This window comes from Amycolatopsis sp. NBC_00438 (assembly GCF_036026695.1).
Classification (GTDB): Bacteria; Actinomycetota; Actinomycetes; order Mycobacteriales; family Pseudonocardiaceae; genus Amycolatopsis.
The window spans coordinates 1,329,293-1,343,525 of sequence record NZ_CP107923.1 but is presented as its reverse complement, the minus strand read 5'-3'; the positions used below and the strand labels follow the sequence as shown (position 1 = coordinate 1,343,525).

Annotated in this window: 16 protein-coding genes and 1 pseudogene; 7 read left to right on the top strand and 10 right to left on the bottom strand. The window is 71.3% G+C overall.

What is annotated here, in order from left to right:
• The first annotated feature begins 47 nt into the window (after positions 1-47).
• Genes OG494_RS06465 through OG494_RS06450 form a run of 4 tightly spaced genes read left to right on the top strand, consistent with a single transcriptional unit; the run spans position 48 to position 3,524 of the window.
• Positions 48-851, top strand: a complete 804-nt coding sequence (locus OG494_RS06465; RefSeq protein WP_328452905.1) for an AfsR/SARP family transcriptional regulator — start codon at positions 48-50, stop codon at positions 849-851.
• Positions 838-2,217 carry a hypothetical protein gene (locus OG494_RS06460; RefSeq protein ID WP_328452903.1) on the top strand — a complete coding sequence of 460 codons (1,380 nt, stop codon included), beginning with the start codon at positions 838-840 and terminating at the stop codon, positions 2,215-2,217. The genes OG494_RS06465 and OG494_RS06460 overlap by 14 nt, the downstream gene beginning before the upstream one ends.
• Positions 2,214-2,834, top strand: a complete 621-nt coding sequence (locus OG494_RS06455; protein WP_328452901.1) for a helix-turn-helix transcriptional regulator — start codon at positions 2,214-2,216, stop codon at positions 2,832-2,834. Before OG494_RS06460 ends, OG494_RS06455 begins: the two co-directional genes overlap by 4 nt.
• 30 nt (positions 2,835-2,864) lie before the next feature.
• Positions 2,865-3,524, top strand: coding sequence for a response regulator transcription factor (locus OG494_RS06450; RefSeq protein WP_328452899.1), 660 nt, complete (start codon positions 2,865-2,867; stop codon positions 3,522-3,524).
• On the opposite strand, the gene OG494_RS06445 is transcribed toward OG494_RS06450, so the two are convergent.
• Together OG494_RS06445 and OG494_RS06440 are read right to left on the bottom strand one after the other, a co-directional pair.
• Positions 3,481-3,945 (bottom strand): YbaB/EbfC family nucleoid-associated protein, encoded by a 465-nt coding sequence (locus tag OG494_RS06445; RefSeq protein ID WP_328452897.1) that lies wholly within the window; start codon positions 3,943-3,945, stop codon positions 3,481-3,483. The two genes, OG494_RS06450 and OG494_RS06445, sit on opposite strands and share 44 nt — an antisense overlap.
• Positions 3,942-4,268: a hypothetical protein gene (locus OG494_RS06440; protein WP_328452895.1), complete on the bottom strand. Its 327-nt coding sequence runs from the start codon at positions 4,266-4,268 to the stop codon at positions 3,942-3,944. The genes OG494_RS06445 and OG494_RS06440 overlap by 4 nt, the downstream gene beginning before the upstream one ends.
• A 96-nt stretch (positions 4,269-4,364) precedes the next feature.
• Between OG494_RS06440 and OG494_RS06435 the strand changes: the two genes are divergently transcribed.
• A complete protein-coding gene (locus OG494_RS06435; protein WP_328452893.1) occupies positions 4,365-5,978 on the top strand; it encodes an alpha/beta hydrolase in 1,614 nt (537 codons plus the stop codon).
• On the opposite strand, the gene OG494_RS06430 is transcribed toward OG494_RS06435, so the two are convergent.
• The 7 genes and pseudogenes from OG494_RS06430 to OG494_RS06400 all read right to left on the bottom strand — a co-directional run bounded on the left by OG494_RS06430 (position 5,956) and on the right by OG494_RS06400 (position 11,026).
• Positions 5,956-6,186 (bottom strand): hypothetical protein, encoded by a 231-nt coding sequence (locus tag OG494_RS06430; RefSeq protein WP_328452891.1) that lies wholly within the window; start codon positions 6,184-6,186, stop codon positions 5,956-5,958. The genes OG494_RS06435 and OG494_RS06430 overlap by 23 nt on opposite strands.
• A gap of 399 nt (positions 6,187-6,585) precedes the next feature.
• A complete protein-coding gene (locus OG494_RS06425) occupies positions 6,586-6,792 on the bottom strand; it encodes a hypothetical protein (protein WP_328459242.1) in 207 nt (68 codons plus the stop codon).
• Between the two features lie 179 nt (positions 6,793-6,971).
• A pseudogene (locus OG494_RS06420) lies at positions 6,972-7,016 on the bottom strand (hypothetical protein); the annotation flags it as partial.
• Positions 7,013-7,444, bottom strand: coding sequence for an ATP dependent DNA ligase (locus OG494_RS06415; RefSeq protein WP_328452889.1), 432 nt, complete (start codon positions 7,442-7,444; stop codon positions 7,013-7,015). The pseudogene OG494_RS06420 and the gene OG494_RS06415, both read right to left, overlap by 4 nt.
• A gap of 216 nt (positions 7,445-7,660) precedes the next feature.
• Entirely contained in the window at positions 7,661-8,959 is a 1,299-nt protein-coding gene (locus OG494_RS06410; protein ID WP_328452887.1) for an NAD(P)/FAD-dependent oxidoreductase, read from the bottom strand.
• Entirely contained in the window at positions 8,949-9,803 is an 855-nt protein-coding gene (locus OG494_RS06405; protein WP_328452885.1) for an alpha/beta hydrolase, read from the bottom strand. The genes OG494_RS06410 and OG494_RS06405 overlap by 11 nt, the downstream gene beginning before the upstream one ends.
• Positions 9,800-11,026, bottom strand: coding sequence for a metal-dependent hydrolase family protein (locus OG494_RS06400; protein ID WP_328452883.1), 1,227 nt, complete (start codon positions 11,024-11,026; stop codon positions 9,800-9,802). Before OG494_RS06400 ends, OG494_RS06405 begins: the two co-directional genes overlap by 4 nt.
• A gap of 81 nt (positions 11,027-11,107) precedes the next feature.
• Between OG494_RS06400 and OG494_RS06395 the strand changes: the two genes are divergently transcribed.
• Together OG494_RS06395 and OG494_RS06390 are read left to right on the top strand one after the other, a co-directional pair.
• Positions 11,108-11,710 carry a TetR/AcrR family transcriptional regulator gene (locus OG494_RS06395; RefSeq protein WP_442874386.1) on the top strand — a complete coding sequence of 201 codons (603 nt, stop codon included), beginning with the start codon at positions 11,108-11,110 and terminating at the stop codon, positions 11,708-11,710.
• A gap of 177 nt (positions 11,711-11,887) precedes the next feature.
• Entirely contained in the window at positions 11,888-12,274 is a 387-nt protein-coding gene (locus OG494_RS06390) for a hypothetical protein (protein WP_328452881.1), read from the top strand.
• On the opposite strand, the gene OG494_RS06385 is transcribed toward OG494_RS06390, so the two are convergent.
• On the bottom strand, positions 12,243-14,078 hold the full coding sequence (locus tag OG494_RS06385) for an RICIN domain-containing protein (RefSeq protein ID WP_328452880.1): 1,836 nt from the start codon (positions 14,076-14,078) through the stop codon (positions 12,243-12,245). The two genes, OG494_RS06390 and OG494_RS06385, sit on opposite strands and share 32 nt — an antisense overlap.
• Between the last annotated feature and the right edge of the window lie 155 nt (positions 14,079-14,233).

Sequence of the window (14,233 nt, the reverse complement as noted above, 5' to 3'; positions counted from 1 at the left end):
CGGATCGCCCAAGCTGAACACCGCAGACCACGAGGGGGGTGCCGGTGATGACGGCGACCACGCTGACCGAGGTGTCCACCGGGCCATTGTCCACAGTGTCCTTTCCCCCGCTGTTCTCGGTGCTCGGACCGGTCCGGGTGCGCGGGGTCCGCGGCGCCCGGAAGCCGCTGGCGGTGCTGACCGCGCTGCTGCTCCACGCTAACGAATGGGTGGACGTCGAGCAGCTGATCGCGGCGACTTGGCAGGAACAGGCCGCGCCGGTGTCGGCCGAAGCGAACCTGAAGACCTACATCTGGCACTGGCGCCGCACGCTCCCGGCCGCCGCCGGCGGACCCCGCATCGAGCGCGGCGAACACGCCTACCGGCTGCGGGTGGAGCCGGGCGAACTCGACGTCGACCACCTCGAGCTGCTGGCCGGACAGGGTCGCCGCGCACGGGACGTGGGGGCTCGTGCAAGGGCGGCGGCTCTGTTCGGCGCGGCACTGGGGCTGTGGCGCGGCACGCCGTTCGACGGGCTCCGCGCGGGCTCCGGGCCGGGGACGGTGACGTGGCTGGCGAGCGTGCACCGGAATCTGCGGCTGGAGCTGGCGGAGGTCCACGGTTCGCTGGGCCGGTTCCGCGAGGCGGAGGCGTTGCTGAGGGGACTGGTGGACGAAGACCCGTGGTGGGAGCCGCCGTGGGCCCGCTGGATGGAGCTGCTGTGCGACCGGGGTCGCAGCAGTGAGGCGATCGGGCTGTACCGCCGCGCGCGGGCGGCGCTCCGGAGCGACCTGGGGGTCGAGCCGGGGCCCGAGCTGACGGCGGCGTTCCGGCGAGCGACGGAGGGACAGGTGCGGGATGGCCGGCGCTGAGTTCTCGAGCCGCCCGGCGGTTGTGGCGGCGATCAACCCGGGGATGACCGGGCCCGTGGGCACCACGGTGCTCGCTGCGCCGCCGCCGGAGGTCGAGGGCGCGGCACAGGCCACGGAGACCGCGGCGGCGGGTGGCGTGGCCGCGGGTGGCGTGGCCGCGGGTGGCGTCCGGCTTGCCACGGCCACGAGCCTGCCGCAGCCCGGCTCCGCGGTCGCGGCCGGCGCGCCGCTCCACCCCACGACCGACCAGGCCCCGCCGGTCGTCGCGGCCGCGGTCGGTGCGCCCCTCCGCTACGCCACTGCGCTCTCCCTGCCCGCGACCCCGCCGCCGCCCCGAACCGCGGTCACCGAGCCGCCTGCCGAATCCGCGAAACCGCTTCCCCGCGCCGGCACTCTCGTCCGCTGGGAATGCGCCGCCGCTCTCGCCGCCGCCGGCCTCACCCAGCCCTGGCCGGTCACCGCGGCGGCCGCTCTCGCCGCCGCGGTGACCGGCGGGAGCACCCTCAAGATCAAGAACCGCAGCCTCGCCGAACTCACCTCGCTCGGCCTCGGCTACCTCGCCCGCCCCCGCGACGTCGCCCTGCCGCCGCACGAACGGGCCGCAGCGCTGCTGGAGCACCTGCTGCCCGGCGTCAGCGTCGGTGCCACCGACCTCGCCGGTGTCCCCGTCCTGGTCGTCCGGCACGCCGGTGGCGTCGCGGCCGTCGCCGAGCCCACCACCAGCGGCCCGCGGTGGGTCCCGCCCGCCACGCTGCTGCCCGCGGCCGATCCCGACGGCCCCTACCCCGGTGTCCAGGCGATCTTCCACGCCGGCGGCGGACCCGGCACGCCGCCGCGACGGTGGTTCGGCATCCACGCCGTCCGCACCGCCGGGCACGCCGACGACGACGTCCTCACCCTCGTCCTGCGCAACACCCTCCGCCGCGTCCTGCGCGGCCTCACCCAGCACGGCGTCCCGTCGGAACCTCTCGGCCGCGAAGCCGGTCTCGCCACCATCGCCGCGCTCGCGCACGTCACCGGCGGCCGGACCGTACTGCGCGAAGACTGGACCCGCTGGCGCACCGGGCCGATCTCCCAGATCTGCTTCCGGGTCGACGGCCCGGTCACCGAACGTCTGGTCGCCGGCCTGCTCAGCCGCCCGCCCGGGGTCGCCGTCACCCTCGCGGCGCAAGCCCGGCGCACCCCGCGTGGCACCACCACGAGCGCCACCCTGCGCCTGGCCGCCCGCTCCCCCGCCGCCCTCGACGCCGCGCTGCCCGGGCTCACCCGCTGGTGCGCGGGCCACGGCCGGCGGCTCGACCGCCTCGACGGCCACCACCTCACCGGCGTCACCGCCACGCTCCCGATCGGAGGGACCGCAGAATGACCACGCCCCGCACCGACCTGCTGGCGGACGCCCGCCACGAAGTCCTCGTCATGAGCACCTCCGGCCCTGCGGCCCGCGCGCCGCTCGGCGCCGTCCGCCCGAACGATCACGTACACCTCGGCCGCGGCGTCGGCTACCGGATCCTGGTGCCCGACACGGCAAGGACGGCCCCGGCGCTGAGCCGGCGGCTCGGCGCCCTCGCCCTGGCCGGGGCTTCCGTGCGTACCCTTCCGGCCGTCCCGACCGACGCGCTGGTCCTCGACCGCTCGCTCGTCGTCCTGCCCGCGGACCGCGCGATCAGCTCCTCCGGTGTGCTCGCGTTCCGGCTGCCCGGCGTGGTCACGACGACCGTCGAGCTGTTCGAACGGCTCTGGCCGGTCGCCACCCCGCTGATCGAAGGCGGCCACGACGAGGCGCTCGACCAGCGCCAGTCCCGGCTGCTGGAGCTGCTCACCACCGGCCACACCGACGAGTCCGCCGCGGCCGAGCTCGGCGTGTCCGTGCGCACCGTGCGCCGCATGGTCGCCGACATCATGCGGCGTCTCGGCGCGCGCAGCCGGTTCCAGGCCGGGGTCAAGGCCGCCGATCGCGGCTGGCTGCTGGCCGAAGCGGGCTGACCGGACGCCGGGGCGCTACTGTCCGGAAGTGTGCGCGTGCTGATCGTCGAAGACGACCCCGACCTCCGGCTCGCGGTCGGCGCTTCGCTGCGCGGGGCCGGGTTCGCCGTCGACGTGGTCGGCGACCTGCCCGCCGCCGACGAGGCGCTCTGGGTCAACACCTACGACTGCGCGGTCCTGGACCGGATGCTGCCGTCCGGCGACGCCGTCGGGTTCCTCGCGGCGAAGCGGGCGGCCGGCCTGCAGACGCCGGTGCTGTTCCTCACCGCGCGCGACGCCGTCGCCGACCGCATCGCCGGGCTCGCCCACGCCGACGACTACCTGGTGAAACCGTTCGCGGTGGACGAGCTCGTGGCCCGCGTCCGCAACCTGTGCCGCCGGGCGCCGCGCCCCGCCGAGCCGGTGGTACTGCGCTGCGGCGACCTCGAAGTGGACGTCGGCGGCCGTCAGGTGCGGCGGGCCGGGGTCCTGCTCACGGTGACGCACACGGAGTTCGCGGTCCTGGAGCTGCTGGCGCGGCGCGCGGGCGAGGCGGTGCCGCGGGCCGAGCTGATCGCGCACGCCTGGGACGAGATGGCCACCCCGGCGACCAACGTCCTCGACGTCGTCATCGCGCAGCTGCGGCGCAAGCTCCGGCCGCCGGCCCTCATCCACACCGAGCACCGCGTGGGGTACCGGCTGGCGCCGTGAGCCCGTGCGCGAGCGTGGAATTCCTGTGCTCGACCGCCTTTCCGGCCCGCCGCACGGTGGCGACGATCACCGTCGCCAGCGCTTTCGAATCGTGACAGGCGCGCGGGCTCACCTCGAGGTCCGCGAGCCGGCCGTCGCCGGTGACGGTGGCGCTGATCAGGCCGTCGTCCGAGAACGCCGTCTCGCGCACACCCGGCAGTTCGTCGCGGAACCGCTCGAGACTGTCGCGCAGCGCGGGAAAGCCGTCCAGTTCCCGAAGCAGCGGTTCGAAATCGAACTCGGCGTCAGCCGCCACGGTGTCGAGCACTCTCGCGGCGAGGCGGTCCGGCTCCCGCAGGAGGCGGGGGTCGAGCCACAGCCGCACCAGTTCGCCGCGCTCGCCGAGCGTGGCGCGGACGGTACCGTCCGGCGACTCGCTCATCGGCCGGCCGCCATCGCGGCCCGGGCCCGCTGGTCGGCGGCCGCGTAGTCCGCGGCGGACAACCGGCCGGCCTCGGCGGTCGCGGCGAAGTCCGGCGCGACGAATCCGGCGGACTGGCGCACCGCGTCGCTCGTGCCCGTATAGCCGCCACGGAACGCCGCGCCCAGCACGCCGGTGCCGATGGCCGGTTCGCCCGCGGCGATGGCCGAATCACCGGCACGCCAGGCAGTTCCGAGGGCCGTGCCGCTGTCGGCGAGAGCCTGCGCGCCGCGGTCGACGGTGTCGGTTTCCATGCCCATCTGATCGCCCGCTGCTGTGGTCACCCGCTCATTCTGCGGCGGGCGGGCGGCGGCGAAACGCCGTTGTCCGCTTCCGGCCACCGGGCGCGTTTTCGGTGCCCCGGGTGGAATCCTGGAGCCATGCCGATCGCCGAACCCGCCGACGCCCTGTGGGGCGCGGTGAAGGCCAAGGTCCCGTGGCCCGACACGAACGAGGACTCCGTCCGGACACTCGCCGGGTCCTGGGAGTCGGCGGCCGGGACGTTCGACCGGGCCGCCGGGACGAACACCGCCGACCTGACGACGTCGTGGACCGACACCGCCGGTGTCGCGATGTTCGCCCGGGCGCACCGGGTGCTGACCCAGGCCGGCGACAACGGCCAGGCGATGCGGCAGGTCGCGGCCCGGGTGACGAACTTCGCCGGCGAAGTCACCGCGGCCAAACAGTCCCTTGTGGACCTCATCGCGCAGAACTCCGCCACCTACGAAAACCTCGGCAAGCTGCCCGCCGGGGCGAGCGACGCCTACCGGGCGCAGTTCGCGAGCCAGGTGGCGAGCCTCGCGCAGGGCATCCTCGACGACGCCGCGGGCCGCGTCTCCGCGGGCGCCGGGGCTCCGCTGGCCGCACCCGACCACGGTCCGGCCCCCGCGGCGCCGCCGGGTGGCGGGCCGGCGACGGTCAAAGGGTGGTGGGACGGCCTGTCCGACGCCGACCGTGCGAAGGTCATGCAGGACGCGCCGGACTCGATCCGCAACCTCGACGGCGTCCCCGCGACGGTCCGCGACTCGCTGAACCGCGCCGCGCTGGACCGGGAGGTCGACGCCGCGAGCGCCGCTCTCAAAGCCGACCAGAACCAGGGCTACAACCCTTACACGGGTGGCGGGGGCGGTGTCCCGGACGGCGGCGACAGCGCTCTGAAGGACCGCGTCAACGGCCTGACCGCGTTGCGCGACCGACTGAACGGCGGCGGGCCACCGACGTTCCTGCTGGAGCTCGACACGGCCGCGGACGGCAAGGGCGTGGTCGCGACCGGGAACCCCGACACGGCCGCGAACGTCACGACGTACGTCCCGGGCACCATGGCGGACCTGAACAGCATCACCGGGGACGTCCACCGCGCCGACGTGATGTACGACGCCGCGCAGGCCGCGGGGTCACCGTCCACTTCGGTCATCACGTGGGTCGGCTACGACGCGCCGGACCAGCTCTACAACGCCGGGGACGAGTCCTACGCCGACGGCGGCAAGGGCGACCTGCAGACGTTCCAGGACGGCTTGCGCGCCACGCACGTCGGCCCTGCCTCGCACAACACGGTGCTGGGCCACAGCTACGGCACGACGACGATCGGCCACGCGGCCCGCGACGGCGGCCTGAACGCCGACGACCTCGTGTTCGTGGCGAGCCCGGGCGTCGGTGTGGACCAAGCCGCTCAGCTGCACCTCGACGGCGTCGACCAGGCGCACGTCGCCGAGCACGTCCACTCGACGACCGCGGCCAACGACCTGATCAGCATCACGAACGGCAAGATCAACCCGGGTCCGTACCAGCCGGGCGGCCCGCTCACCTCGGACCACGACGTCGCACTGGGCCCGAACCCCGCAGACCGGCCCTTCGGCGGCGACGTGTTCGCCTCCGCCCCAGGCACCCCGGGCCCGACGGGCGGCCCGAGCGGCGCGGCGCACAGCGAGTACTGGGACCCGGGCAACCCGGCGTTGACGACGATCGGGGACATCATCGCCGGCCGCAGGTCATGACCTCAGGCGCGTCACCGCGGTGCAGGCCCGGCCTCGGCGACGACGTCCCGTACTTGTCGGCGAGCAGTTGTCGGACCACCGCCACATCGTCGATGACGTCGATGGCCTCGGCGCTTCGGCGTGCCTGACGAGCGTCGAAGCAGGTGGCCTGCAGAGCGAGCAGCTCGTCACCGAATTGCCGTTCCCCATCAACCTCGACCGCGCACAACTCAAAGACAAATCAGCCTTCGAACAAGTACGCCGCACCTGGACAACGCTCGGATTCCGCCACGCCACCGGCCAGCTGTGGATCATGGATCCTGCCAACGGAACTCACCACAACGCCGTCACTCAGATCGAAAACCCTTGGTCTATCGCGTATTGCGCCAACCACACGACCCAGACAACGGACAATCGATCTCAACTCCACGGCGGCCACGCCAACAAGCAACACCGGGCGCCACATGTGCTCGAAGCGATCGGCCGCGCCGGCTGTCCCACTCGACCTTCGCGACGCACGACCAGCAGGAAGGCATGGCCGCGTTCACCGGGAAGCGCCCGGCGGAGTTCCGGCACGTATGAACCGCCGAGGGAGCCCGGCACTCACCGGTGCCGGGCTCCCCCGTGGTCACGGGCAGGTCGGCGCAGGTTCCGCGGCGGATGCACCGGCCGACGTCAGCTGGGCCAGGCCGCGGCCGCCGAGCCCGAGGATGGCCTGGGTGGTGGCGCGCACGACGGTGTCGGCGTTGTAGCCGGTGGCGTCGTAGGCGATCGCGCCACGGTTCGCGGGGACGCCCGCGCAGCCGACCTGCAGGCCGGTGATGAAGGGCCGCAAGCTCGTCCAGCAACACGTACTCGATGACGCCCTCCCCGCGACCGGAGCGCCTGCCGGAGGTGGGCAGCCGGACGGTGGTCGGCCAGTCGGGCGCACCGCTCGCGACGTTCTTCTCGAAGAACTGCTGGCCGGCAACCCCCGTGGGGAAAGCGGATGAACGTGACGGGACGGCCGGCCAGATGCAGCAGCAGGGCCGGGGCGACCCGTGAGTAGTAGTTGATCACTTTGCCTTTGGTGAACCCGCCTGCGGGTAGAGGACTTTGCCGAGGTTCGAGATGGTCAGCCGCCGGTTCTCGACCTGAACCGTCACCTTCTCGCCCAACTGCGTCGGCTGTGTGCCTGCCGCTTCCGGGTGTTCGGCAGCGTCCGTTGCTGTCGGCGTCGGCCTTGTCACCGTGGGTGCCGGCATTGCACCCGGGGCGATGACGTCGTTGGGTTTGCGGTCCTCGCGCAGCCCGCGCCAGGCGGTGTGGCGGGCGCGGCCGGCGCTGGTAAAGGTGCGGAAGACGATCCCGCCGACGAGTTCAGGTTCGCCCCAGCGGACGCGGGCGACGTCCGCGCAGGGCGGCGCGACGGCGAAGGGACGGGTGCGTCGTTCCAGCTGTTCGAGGCGGGCAAGCGCGGTCCGCTTCGCTGAACCCGTTGCCTCCACCGGACCAGCCACCGAGGCGCCAGATCCCAGCACAGCGCCGTGGTGAACTCGGCGCCGAAGCCGTCACCGCCGACGAGCAGCCGTCCGAGATCCGCGCCATTTCGACAGGCGCCTCCTCAAGGACACCGAGACACCGCGGCAGTGCTGCATGGCACGGCGTCACGGCTGCTCGACAACTCGCCTACGGAGAACAACGGCCTCGTCCGAGCTCCCTGCTCAGCCCAGCACCGTGCCCGAGTTCGCCGTGTTTCGGTTGCGCTTACGCGAGAACGCACCCAGGTCGATCTCCAGGCCAGTGCGCGGGGCCCGGAACCGGACGGGCACCGCGTCGTGGTCGACGCCGTTCTCCACCTGGTTGATCAGCTCCGTCATCAGCTGCCCCACGACCGGCGCGTTCTTGAACTGGTTGCCACTCGTTCCGATCGCGAGGTAGAAGCCCTCGAGTTCGGTGCGGTCGTAGATCGGGGTCCAATCGTCGGCGACGTCGTAAACGCCCACCACGCCGCGCGCCCGGTTGGGCACCGCCAGATCGGGTAGCCGCCGTGCAGCCCGCGTCACCTGAGCCTCGAAGACCGCGGCCGTCGGGTGGATGTCGACGGCGTCCGGGTCGTCGATCCACTGCATCGGATCACACTCCGGCTCCGTTCCGCCGACGAGCAGGCCCCCTGCCGCCTCACCACGGAAATAGGTGCCCAGATCCATGTCCGCCACCACCGGCCCGCCGTAGCTCTCCAAAACCGGCACGTGCGCTACTTCCTGCCTCATCGGGCGCACACCGACCGTGAAGTCGGAACCCACGCCGGCCAACCGGTTCACCGCGCCCGACCACGGACCGGCCGCGTTGACCACGACGGCACAGGGAAGCCGGGTGCCGTCCGACAGCCGCACCGACGTCACGCGCCCGCCGGCCTTCTCCACCGCTGTCACCGTGCTGCGGAAGCGGAGCTCCGCCCCGCACGCCGAGGCCGCGGCGGCGAGGTTCACGGCGGCGAGGCTCGGGTCCGAGACGTAACCGGCATCCGGGGTGTACACGCCACCGAGCGAATGGTGCGCGTCCTCCCAGAATTCCTCGTCGGCGAGCCGCTTCGGCGGCCAATAGCGGCCGGCGTCGATACCCGGAACGCGCTCGGCCAAGGTCGCGCTGTCCCATTCCTCGTAGGGAACACCGATCTCATCGAACAACGGAAGCCATGACGTACGCGGAGCCGCCTCGACGTCCAGCATGACCAGCCCGCTCTTGTGGAACATCGCGAGATCGCCGACATCGTGCCCTAGGTGGCCGGCCCAGTCGAGCCAGCCGAACTGCGCCTCCCACGCCGTCGCCACCCCGGCGGCGGTGGAAAAGTTGAACCGGACGATCGCGCTCGATGCCGAGGTCGACCCCTGGCCGGCCCCAGGGGCCCGATCGAGCACGTTCACCCGGTGCCCCGCCCGGGCAAGCTCAAGGGCGATCGACGAACCGATCACCCCGGCCCCGATCACGACCACATCGGCACTCGGGCGCTTACCGGGCACGGCAGGTCCTGAGGTAGCTGAGGAACGAGGCCTGAAGGCCGGTCACGTGCGTTTCGCGCAGGACCGCGCTGGTGACGGCGCCGCCGCGGGCGGTCAGGTGGTGCAGGACGGTGGCCGTGTTCTTCGCGAGGTTCTGGTAGACGGCCAGGTCTCCGAGAAGCTCTTGTTCGTTGAGGGTGACGTGAAGCTTGGCGGCAGGCAGGCGGTCGCCCATTTCTTCGAGCCGTGCGAAGACCTGACTGTCTTCACCGACGACACCGGGGCTGCCCGCTCCGATGCTCTCGAAGAGTGTGCTGCCGGTGAGCCAGGCGTAGAGGCTGAAGAGTCCGCCGTAGGAGTAGCCGAAGAGGCCGTGACCGCTCGCGGCCGTGCCGTAGTCGCGTTCGATCCGCGGGTGCAGTTCCGCGGTGAGGAAGCTCAGGAACGCATCGGCGTGGGCGTCGCGCAGTTCGGCGAGGTAGGCGTCGGCTTCCTCGCGGGTCATCGAACCCATTCGGATTCCCGTTTCCACGGCGTCGACGAACTCCTGGGCGATGGGCTCGCCGGGTGGCACGAGGTCTCTGTTGCGCAGCCGTGCCCAGTGCTGTGCGTCCTCGCCCGCGTAGCCGACGCTGACCTGGATGTAGGGCTGGAGCTGCTGCATGGGGTCTTTCTGGGTGACGATGAGCGGAGCCGTCATGCCCACGGCCCAGTTGCCGTCGAGCACGTACACGACAGGAGTTCGCGTCGTCGCGGGGTCGTAGCCCGGTGGTGTGGTGACCCAGACGCCGTAGTCGTGCCCGCCGCTGGAACGCAGCTCGAAGTAGTCGGTGTCGGCGAGGCAGCCCTGCCACATGGTGCTCATCGGAGGTCCTTCACAATTCGGCCGGCCTTGAGTACGAGGACGGCGTTGGCGGGGTCGGCGAACAGCTCCGGGTCTTCGACCGGGTTGCCGTTCCACAGCACGAGGTCGGCCTGCGCGCCGGGAGCGATGACACCGGCTTGGCCGGCCAGGCCGAGGATCTCGGCGTTGGTCCTGGTGGCCGCCACGAGAGCTGCCATCGGTGTTTCGAGCTTCGCGCGCAGCCTGAGCTCTTCGCCCCGGCGGTCCTGAGCCGGGCCGATGAGATCGGAGCCCAGCCCGATCCGCACTCCGGCCTCCTTGGCGACGGCGAGCGCCTCGGTCATCCGCTCACGAACACCCAGCACCCGGTCGCGGGTGGATTCGTCGAGGCCCGCTCCGGCGGTGTCGTGCAGCAGTTGCTCGACGACGGCGAACGTGGGCACGAGGGCGACGTCTCGAGTGGCCATCAGGGTGGCCGTGGCTTCGTCGAGATCGGTGCCGTGTTCGACACAGCGCGCCCCGGCCTCGATCGCGTTCCGGATGCCGTCGTTGTTGTGGGCGTGCACCGTCACGTAGGTGCCCCGCGCCGCGGCCTCCTGAACAGCGACGGCGATCTCCTCGACGGTGAACTGGGTGTCGGTCAGCCGGTCGTGGGCGCCGACCACTCCGCCGGTCACGCAGAGCTTCAGGAAGGAGGCTCCGCGGCGGAACGCCTCGCGCACGTTGCGCCGCAGCTCGTCCGCGTTGCCGGACATCATGGACAGGGCGCACAGGCCGGGCAGGTGGTGGCTGCTCCACAGCTCGGTGGGTTCCCAGTCGGCTCCGTAGTAGCCGTGCCCGCCGATCTGGCACTGAACCGGTCCGCAGGACAGGACGCGCGGCCCCCGGACCTTGCCCTTCGCGATCGTGGTGACGAGTCCGCCGTCGACCCCGCCGGTGTCCCGGACGGTGGTGAAGCCGGCGTCGAGCGTCGCGCCGGCCGTGGCGAAGATGTCCGCCGCGAGCTCGGCGGCGCTGATCCGGAACGAGAACTGCGGCTGGATCGGGCTCGACAGGCCCAAGTGGACGTGAGCGTCGATCAGGCCGGGCGTCATCGTCAGGCCTCCGGCATCGAGGTGCTCGCCGTGTGCGCCGGAGGCACCGACCTGGGTGATGTGCCCGTCTTCGATGGTGACGTCGACGTCGACCGGGTCGCGACCCGATCCGTCGACGACCGTCGCGCCGACCACTTGACACCGTTCCACGAGTCGTTCCCTCCACCGGCGCCGACTGCGACCATGTGTGAGCAACACGGCGTCGCCAGTCTCTTATCCAATGGATAAACTATGGGAGTGATCCTGTCAAACGCGGAACGCAAGGGCGACGCACGCGGGCGTCTCCTGGCTCGGCTTCTCGACGCCTTCGGCGAGGACCTTCCTTCACCGGAGGTGTCGCTTCGTGAGATCGCGGCCAGGACCGAGACCACCCACGCCCTCCTTCGATACCACTTCGGTTCACTTCCGGGCGTCTTGGCGGCCATGCTCGAAGCGCAGCGATCTCGTGACAACGAGGCACTGCTCGAGGCAGCCCGGCAAGGCACCTTCGACGACCTCGTCGTGGCGATCTGGCGGACGTACACCCGCCCGGAGCAGCTGTCGCGGGTCCGCGGCTTCTTCCATGTCGTAGGACTCGCCGCGTACAGCCCAGAGGACTTTCGTGAGTTCATCGATTCGCTCGACGACCTGACCAAGATGCTGGCTTCGCTCGCGGAACGCGAGGGGCTCGACACCGAGGAAGCGTCGACTTTGGCCACCGTCACCGTTGCCGCGATACGTGGCCTTCTCTTGCAGGAGGTGCTGACTCCGGCAGTCCCCTCGGAGGACGCGGTCGCCTTGATCCTGCGCATGGGCAAGGACCGATCCGTTCCACGGACACGCCCGGGGCCTTGAGCAGGTCGCCCCTTCCGCCGCCGTGGCTCGCCCGCGAACCCGCCTGATATCGGACACGCTCGCGGCGGCACTTCCGGCTGCGCCAGATGGTAGTCGAACAACGGCGCGGCGTTTCATCTCGCGGCGTCGCAGGAACGGCAGCGGACGATGGGTCAGTTCGCGGTGTGCTCGAACGCGATGCTCCTGCTGCTCGACGAGCCGCTCGCCGCGATGGGCGCCAAGGAGAGCGCGGTGATCCTGCGCCTGCTGCGGGAACTGAAGCAGCGAGGGGACATCGCGATCATCCTCATCGCCCACAACTACGGCCAGGTGATGGACGTCAGCGACCGGGTGAACCTGTTGCAGCACGGCGAGATCACCTTCGACCGGCGATCCGGCGACACGTCGGTGGCCGAGCTCCTCGAACTGGTGAACGCGGAGTACCGCCTCGACAGCGAGCACCAGTACTGCCACGACAATCCGGCGGAGCCGAAGCGCCTGCGCCTCGGCTCCGCCGGAACCCTGCGCCCCGCGACAGCCGTTCGGCTTTGCTTCAGTGGCCCCAGAGCCGCCAGGTCTGGTTGAGCGGGCTGCCCTGCGTGGCCGGATTGCACGTCCATTGGTGGATCACCGCACCCGCGGCGGCCGATACGGCGTTCACGTCGACGCACTTGCCGCTATGGCGGGCAACCAGCTGGTAGTCGTGGGAATCGTTGCCGCCGTACGTCACCTTGCGCAGCGTGAACTGCTGGTTCGCGGCTCCGCTGAGGCAGGTCCACTGCTGCACGGCAGCGCCGTCCGCGGTCGAGGCGCCGTTGACGTCCAGGCACTTGCCGGTCTGCTGGTTGACCAAGGTGAACGTTCCGGCCGCCCCGGAGACCGGGCGGAAGTTCCAGAGTTGCTGGTCGCCGCCCTCGCACGGGTACTGCTGCTGCTGGTTGCCGTCAGCGGTGTTCAGATTGGCGTTGTCCAGGCACTGCTGGGAATGCTGAGCGACCGCGACCGCCTGGAAGCCGGCGTCCGATGGCGGCAGCAGGGTGATGGTGAAGGAGTCGTCGATGGCGCTGTGCGGCAGGTTGACCGTCGCCGCGTTGCCGGACAGGCTCACCACCGAGTTCTGCACCGTGACCGGCCCCTGGACCGCACCCCCGCCGTTGTAGGGGATGCGCTGGACGAGCACACGCACCTGGTTGTCCTGGACGAGGCCGCTCGTGGTGTCCAGCCGGTTCAGGTTCACCGCGATATTGCCGGTCGTCCGGCCACCGCCGACGAGGATCTTCGCCACGCCACTGGTCTTCGTGGCGAACGCGTCGTAGTCCGAGCTGGGCGTCGACGAGACGACCTGGCCGGTCTGGGACCCGTAGAAGCGGTAGACCCACCACTCGCCCTTCGGCAGGTGCCGGCCGGCCGAGTCGCGGACGAGAAGGTTGGCGAGGTCGTTGTGCAGGTTCCCGGTGCTCGCCCAGTTCGCGCGCAGGCCGTCTGCGCCGGCCCGTTCCAGGCGCGCGACGTACCAGGAGCCGTCGCCCGGGTTCTGTTCGTTCGAGGCGCCGTATTCGTTGATCTGGTACGGCCTCGGGTGCGGGATGCCGCGCGGGTCGAGCGTGGCGTTGGCTGCCGCGACGTTGACCACGGGATCCCCGGGCAGGGAGTGCCAGCTGACGATGTCGGGGACGACATTGTTCGCGCGGACGAAGTCGAGGTACTGGTTCCACCAGGTGTTCGTGGTCGACGGGACACCGGCGAAGCTGGGGCCGACGATCAGCTGGTCCGGGAACGCCGCCCGGACGCGCTGGTACGTGCGTCGCCACAGCTCGAAGTACTGCGACTGCGTGCGGTTCCAGAAGATTCCGAGGTTCGGCTCGTTCCACAGGTCCCACTCGACGGGAGCGCCGGTCGCCCGGACGTCGTTGATCAGCCGCGTGAGGAAGCTGTCGTAGTCGCTCCAGTCGCCGTTGTCCCCGGGGAAACGGGAGATCGGGTAACCGTCGGCGCCCCACAGGTCGTGGACGAGCAGGACGAACTGACCGCCGAGGGATCGCGTGCGAAGCAACTGGGCGCGGGTCGCGTTCCACCGGCGGTCGTACCGGCCCGACACCCAGCCACCCGGGCTGTCGAGCTGCGCTCCCCCGGCACGCATGTACCGGAACCGCACGTCGCGGTAGAAGTGGTCGGCGGGCCCCGACGCGTTTTCGGTCATCCCGTAGATCCAGCCCGAAGCCCGGTAGGTCGGCGCCCCGCCCGCGATGGAGAAGTCGACGCCGACGGATTCGTCGGCGGCCTTGGCCGGGTTGGTGGCCGTGGTCAGGGAGGCCGCGACGAGCGCGGCCCCGGTGAGGAGAGTGGCGAGGCGGCGACGCGGTCGCCGGGCCGTGCGGACAGTGTCCACTTGCGACTCCTTGGACGTGGGGAGGTCCCGGACTCAAGCGGAGAGACGGCCGGCGGCGACGCGGGGAAAGCTCGGTGGAGCGACCGCCGTGGGCGGCGGTGCGGAAGTTCGCCGGTGAACCATCGACACTCCGACCGGACCGGGCGGTAAGAAAG

Excerpts from the sequence above, each read along its gene's own strand:
- OG494_RS06445 (WP_328452897.1), bottom strand. The coding sequence starts at position 3,945 with ATGAGCGAGTCGCCGGACGGTACCGTCCGCGCCACGCTCGGCGAGCGC.
- OG494_RS06405 (WP_328452885.1), bottom strand. The coding sequence starts at position 9,803 with ATGAGCACCATGTGGCAGGGCTGCCTCGCCGACACCGACTACTTCGAG.
- OG494_RS06465 (WP_328452905.1), top strand. The coding sequence starts at position 48 with ATGACGGCGACCACGCTGACCGAGGTGTCCACCGGGCCATTGTCCACA.
- OG494_RS06390 (WP_328452881.1), top strand. The coding sequence starts at position 11,888 with ATGCTCCTGCTGCTCGACGAGCCGCTCGCCGCGATGGGCGCCAAGGAG.
- OG494_RS06395 (WP_442874386.1), top strand. The coding sequence starts at position 11,108 with ATGGGAGTGATCCTGTCAAACGCGGAACGCAAGGGCGACGCACGCGGG.
- OG494_RS06455 (WP_328452901.1), top strand. The coding sequence starts at position 2,214 with ATGACCACGCCCCGCACCGACCTGCTGGCGGACGCCCGCCACGAAGTC.
- OG494_RS06460 (WP_328452903.1), top strand. The coding sequence starts at position 838 with ATGGCCGGCGCTGAGTTCTCGAGCCGCCCGGCGGTTGTGGCGGCGATC.
- OG494_RS06435 (WP_328452893.1), top strand. The coding sequence starts at position 4,365 with ATGCCGATCGCCGAACCCGCCGACGCCCTGTGGGGCGCGGTGAAGGCC.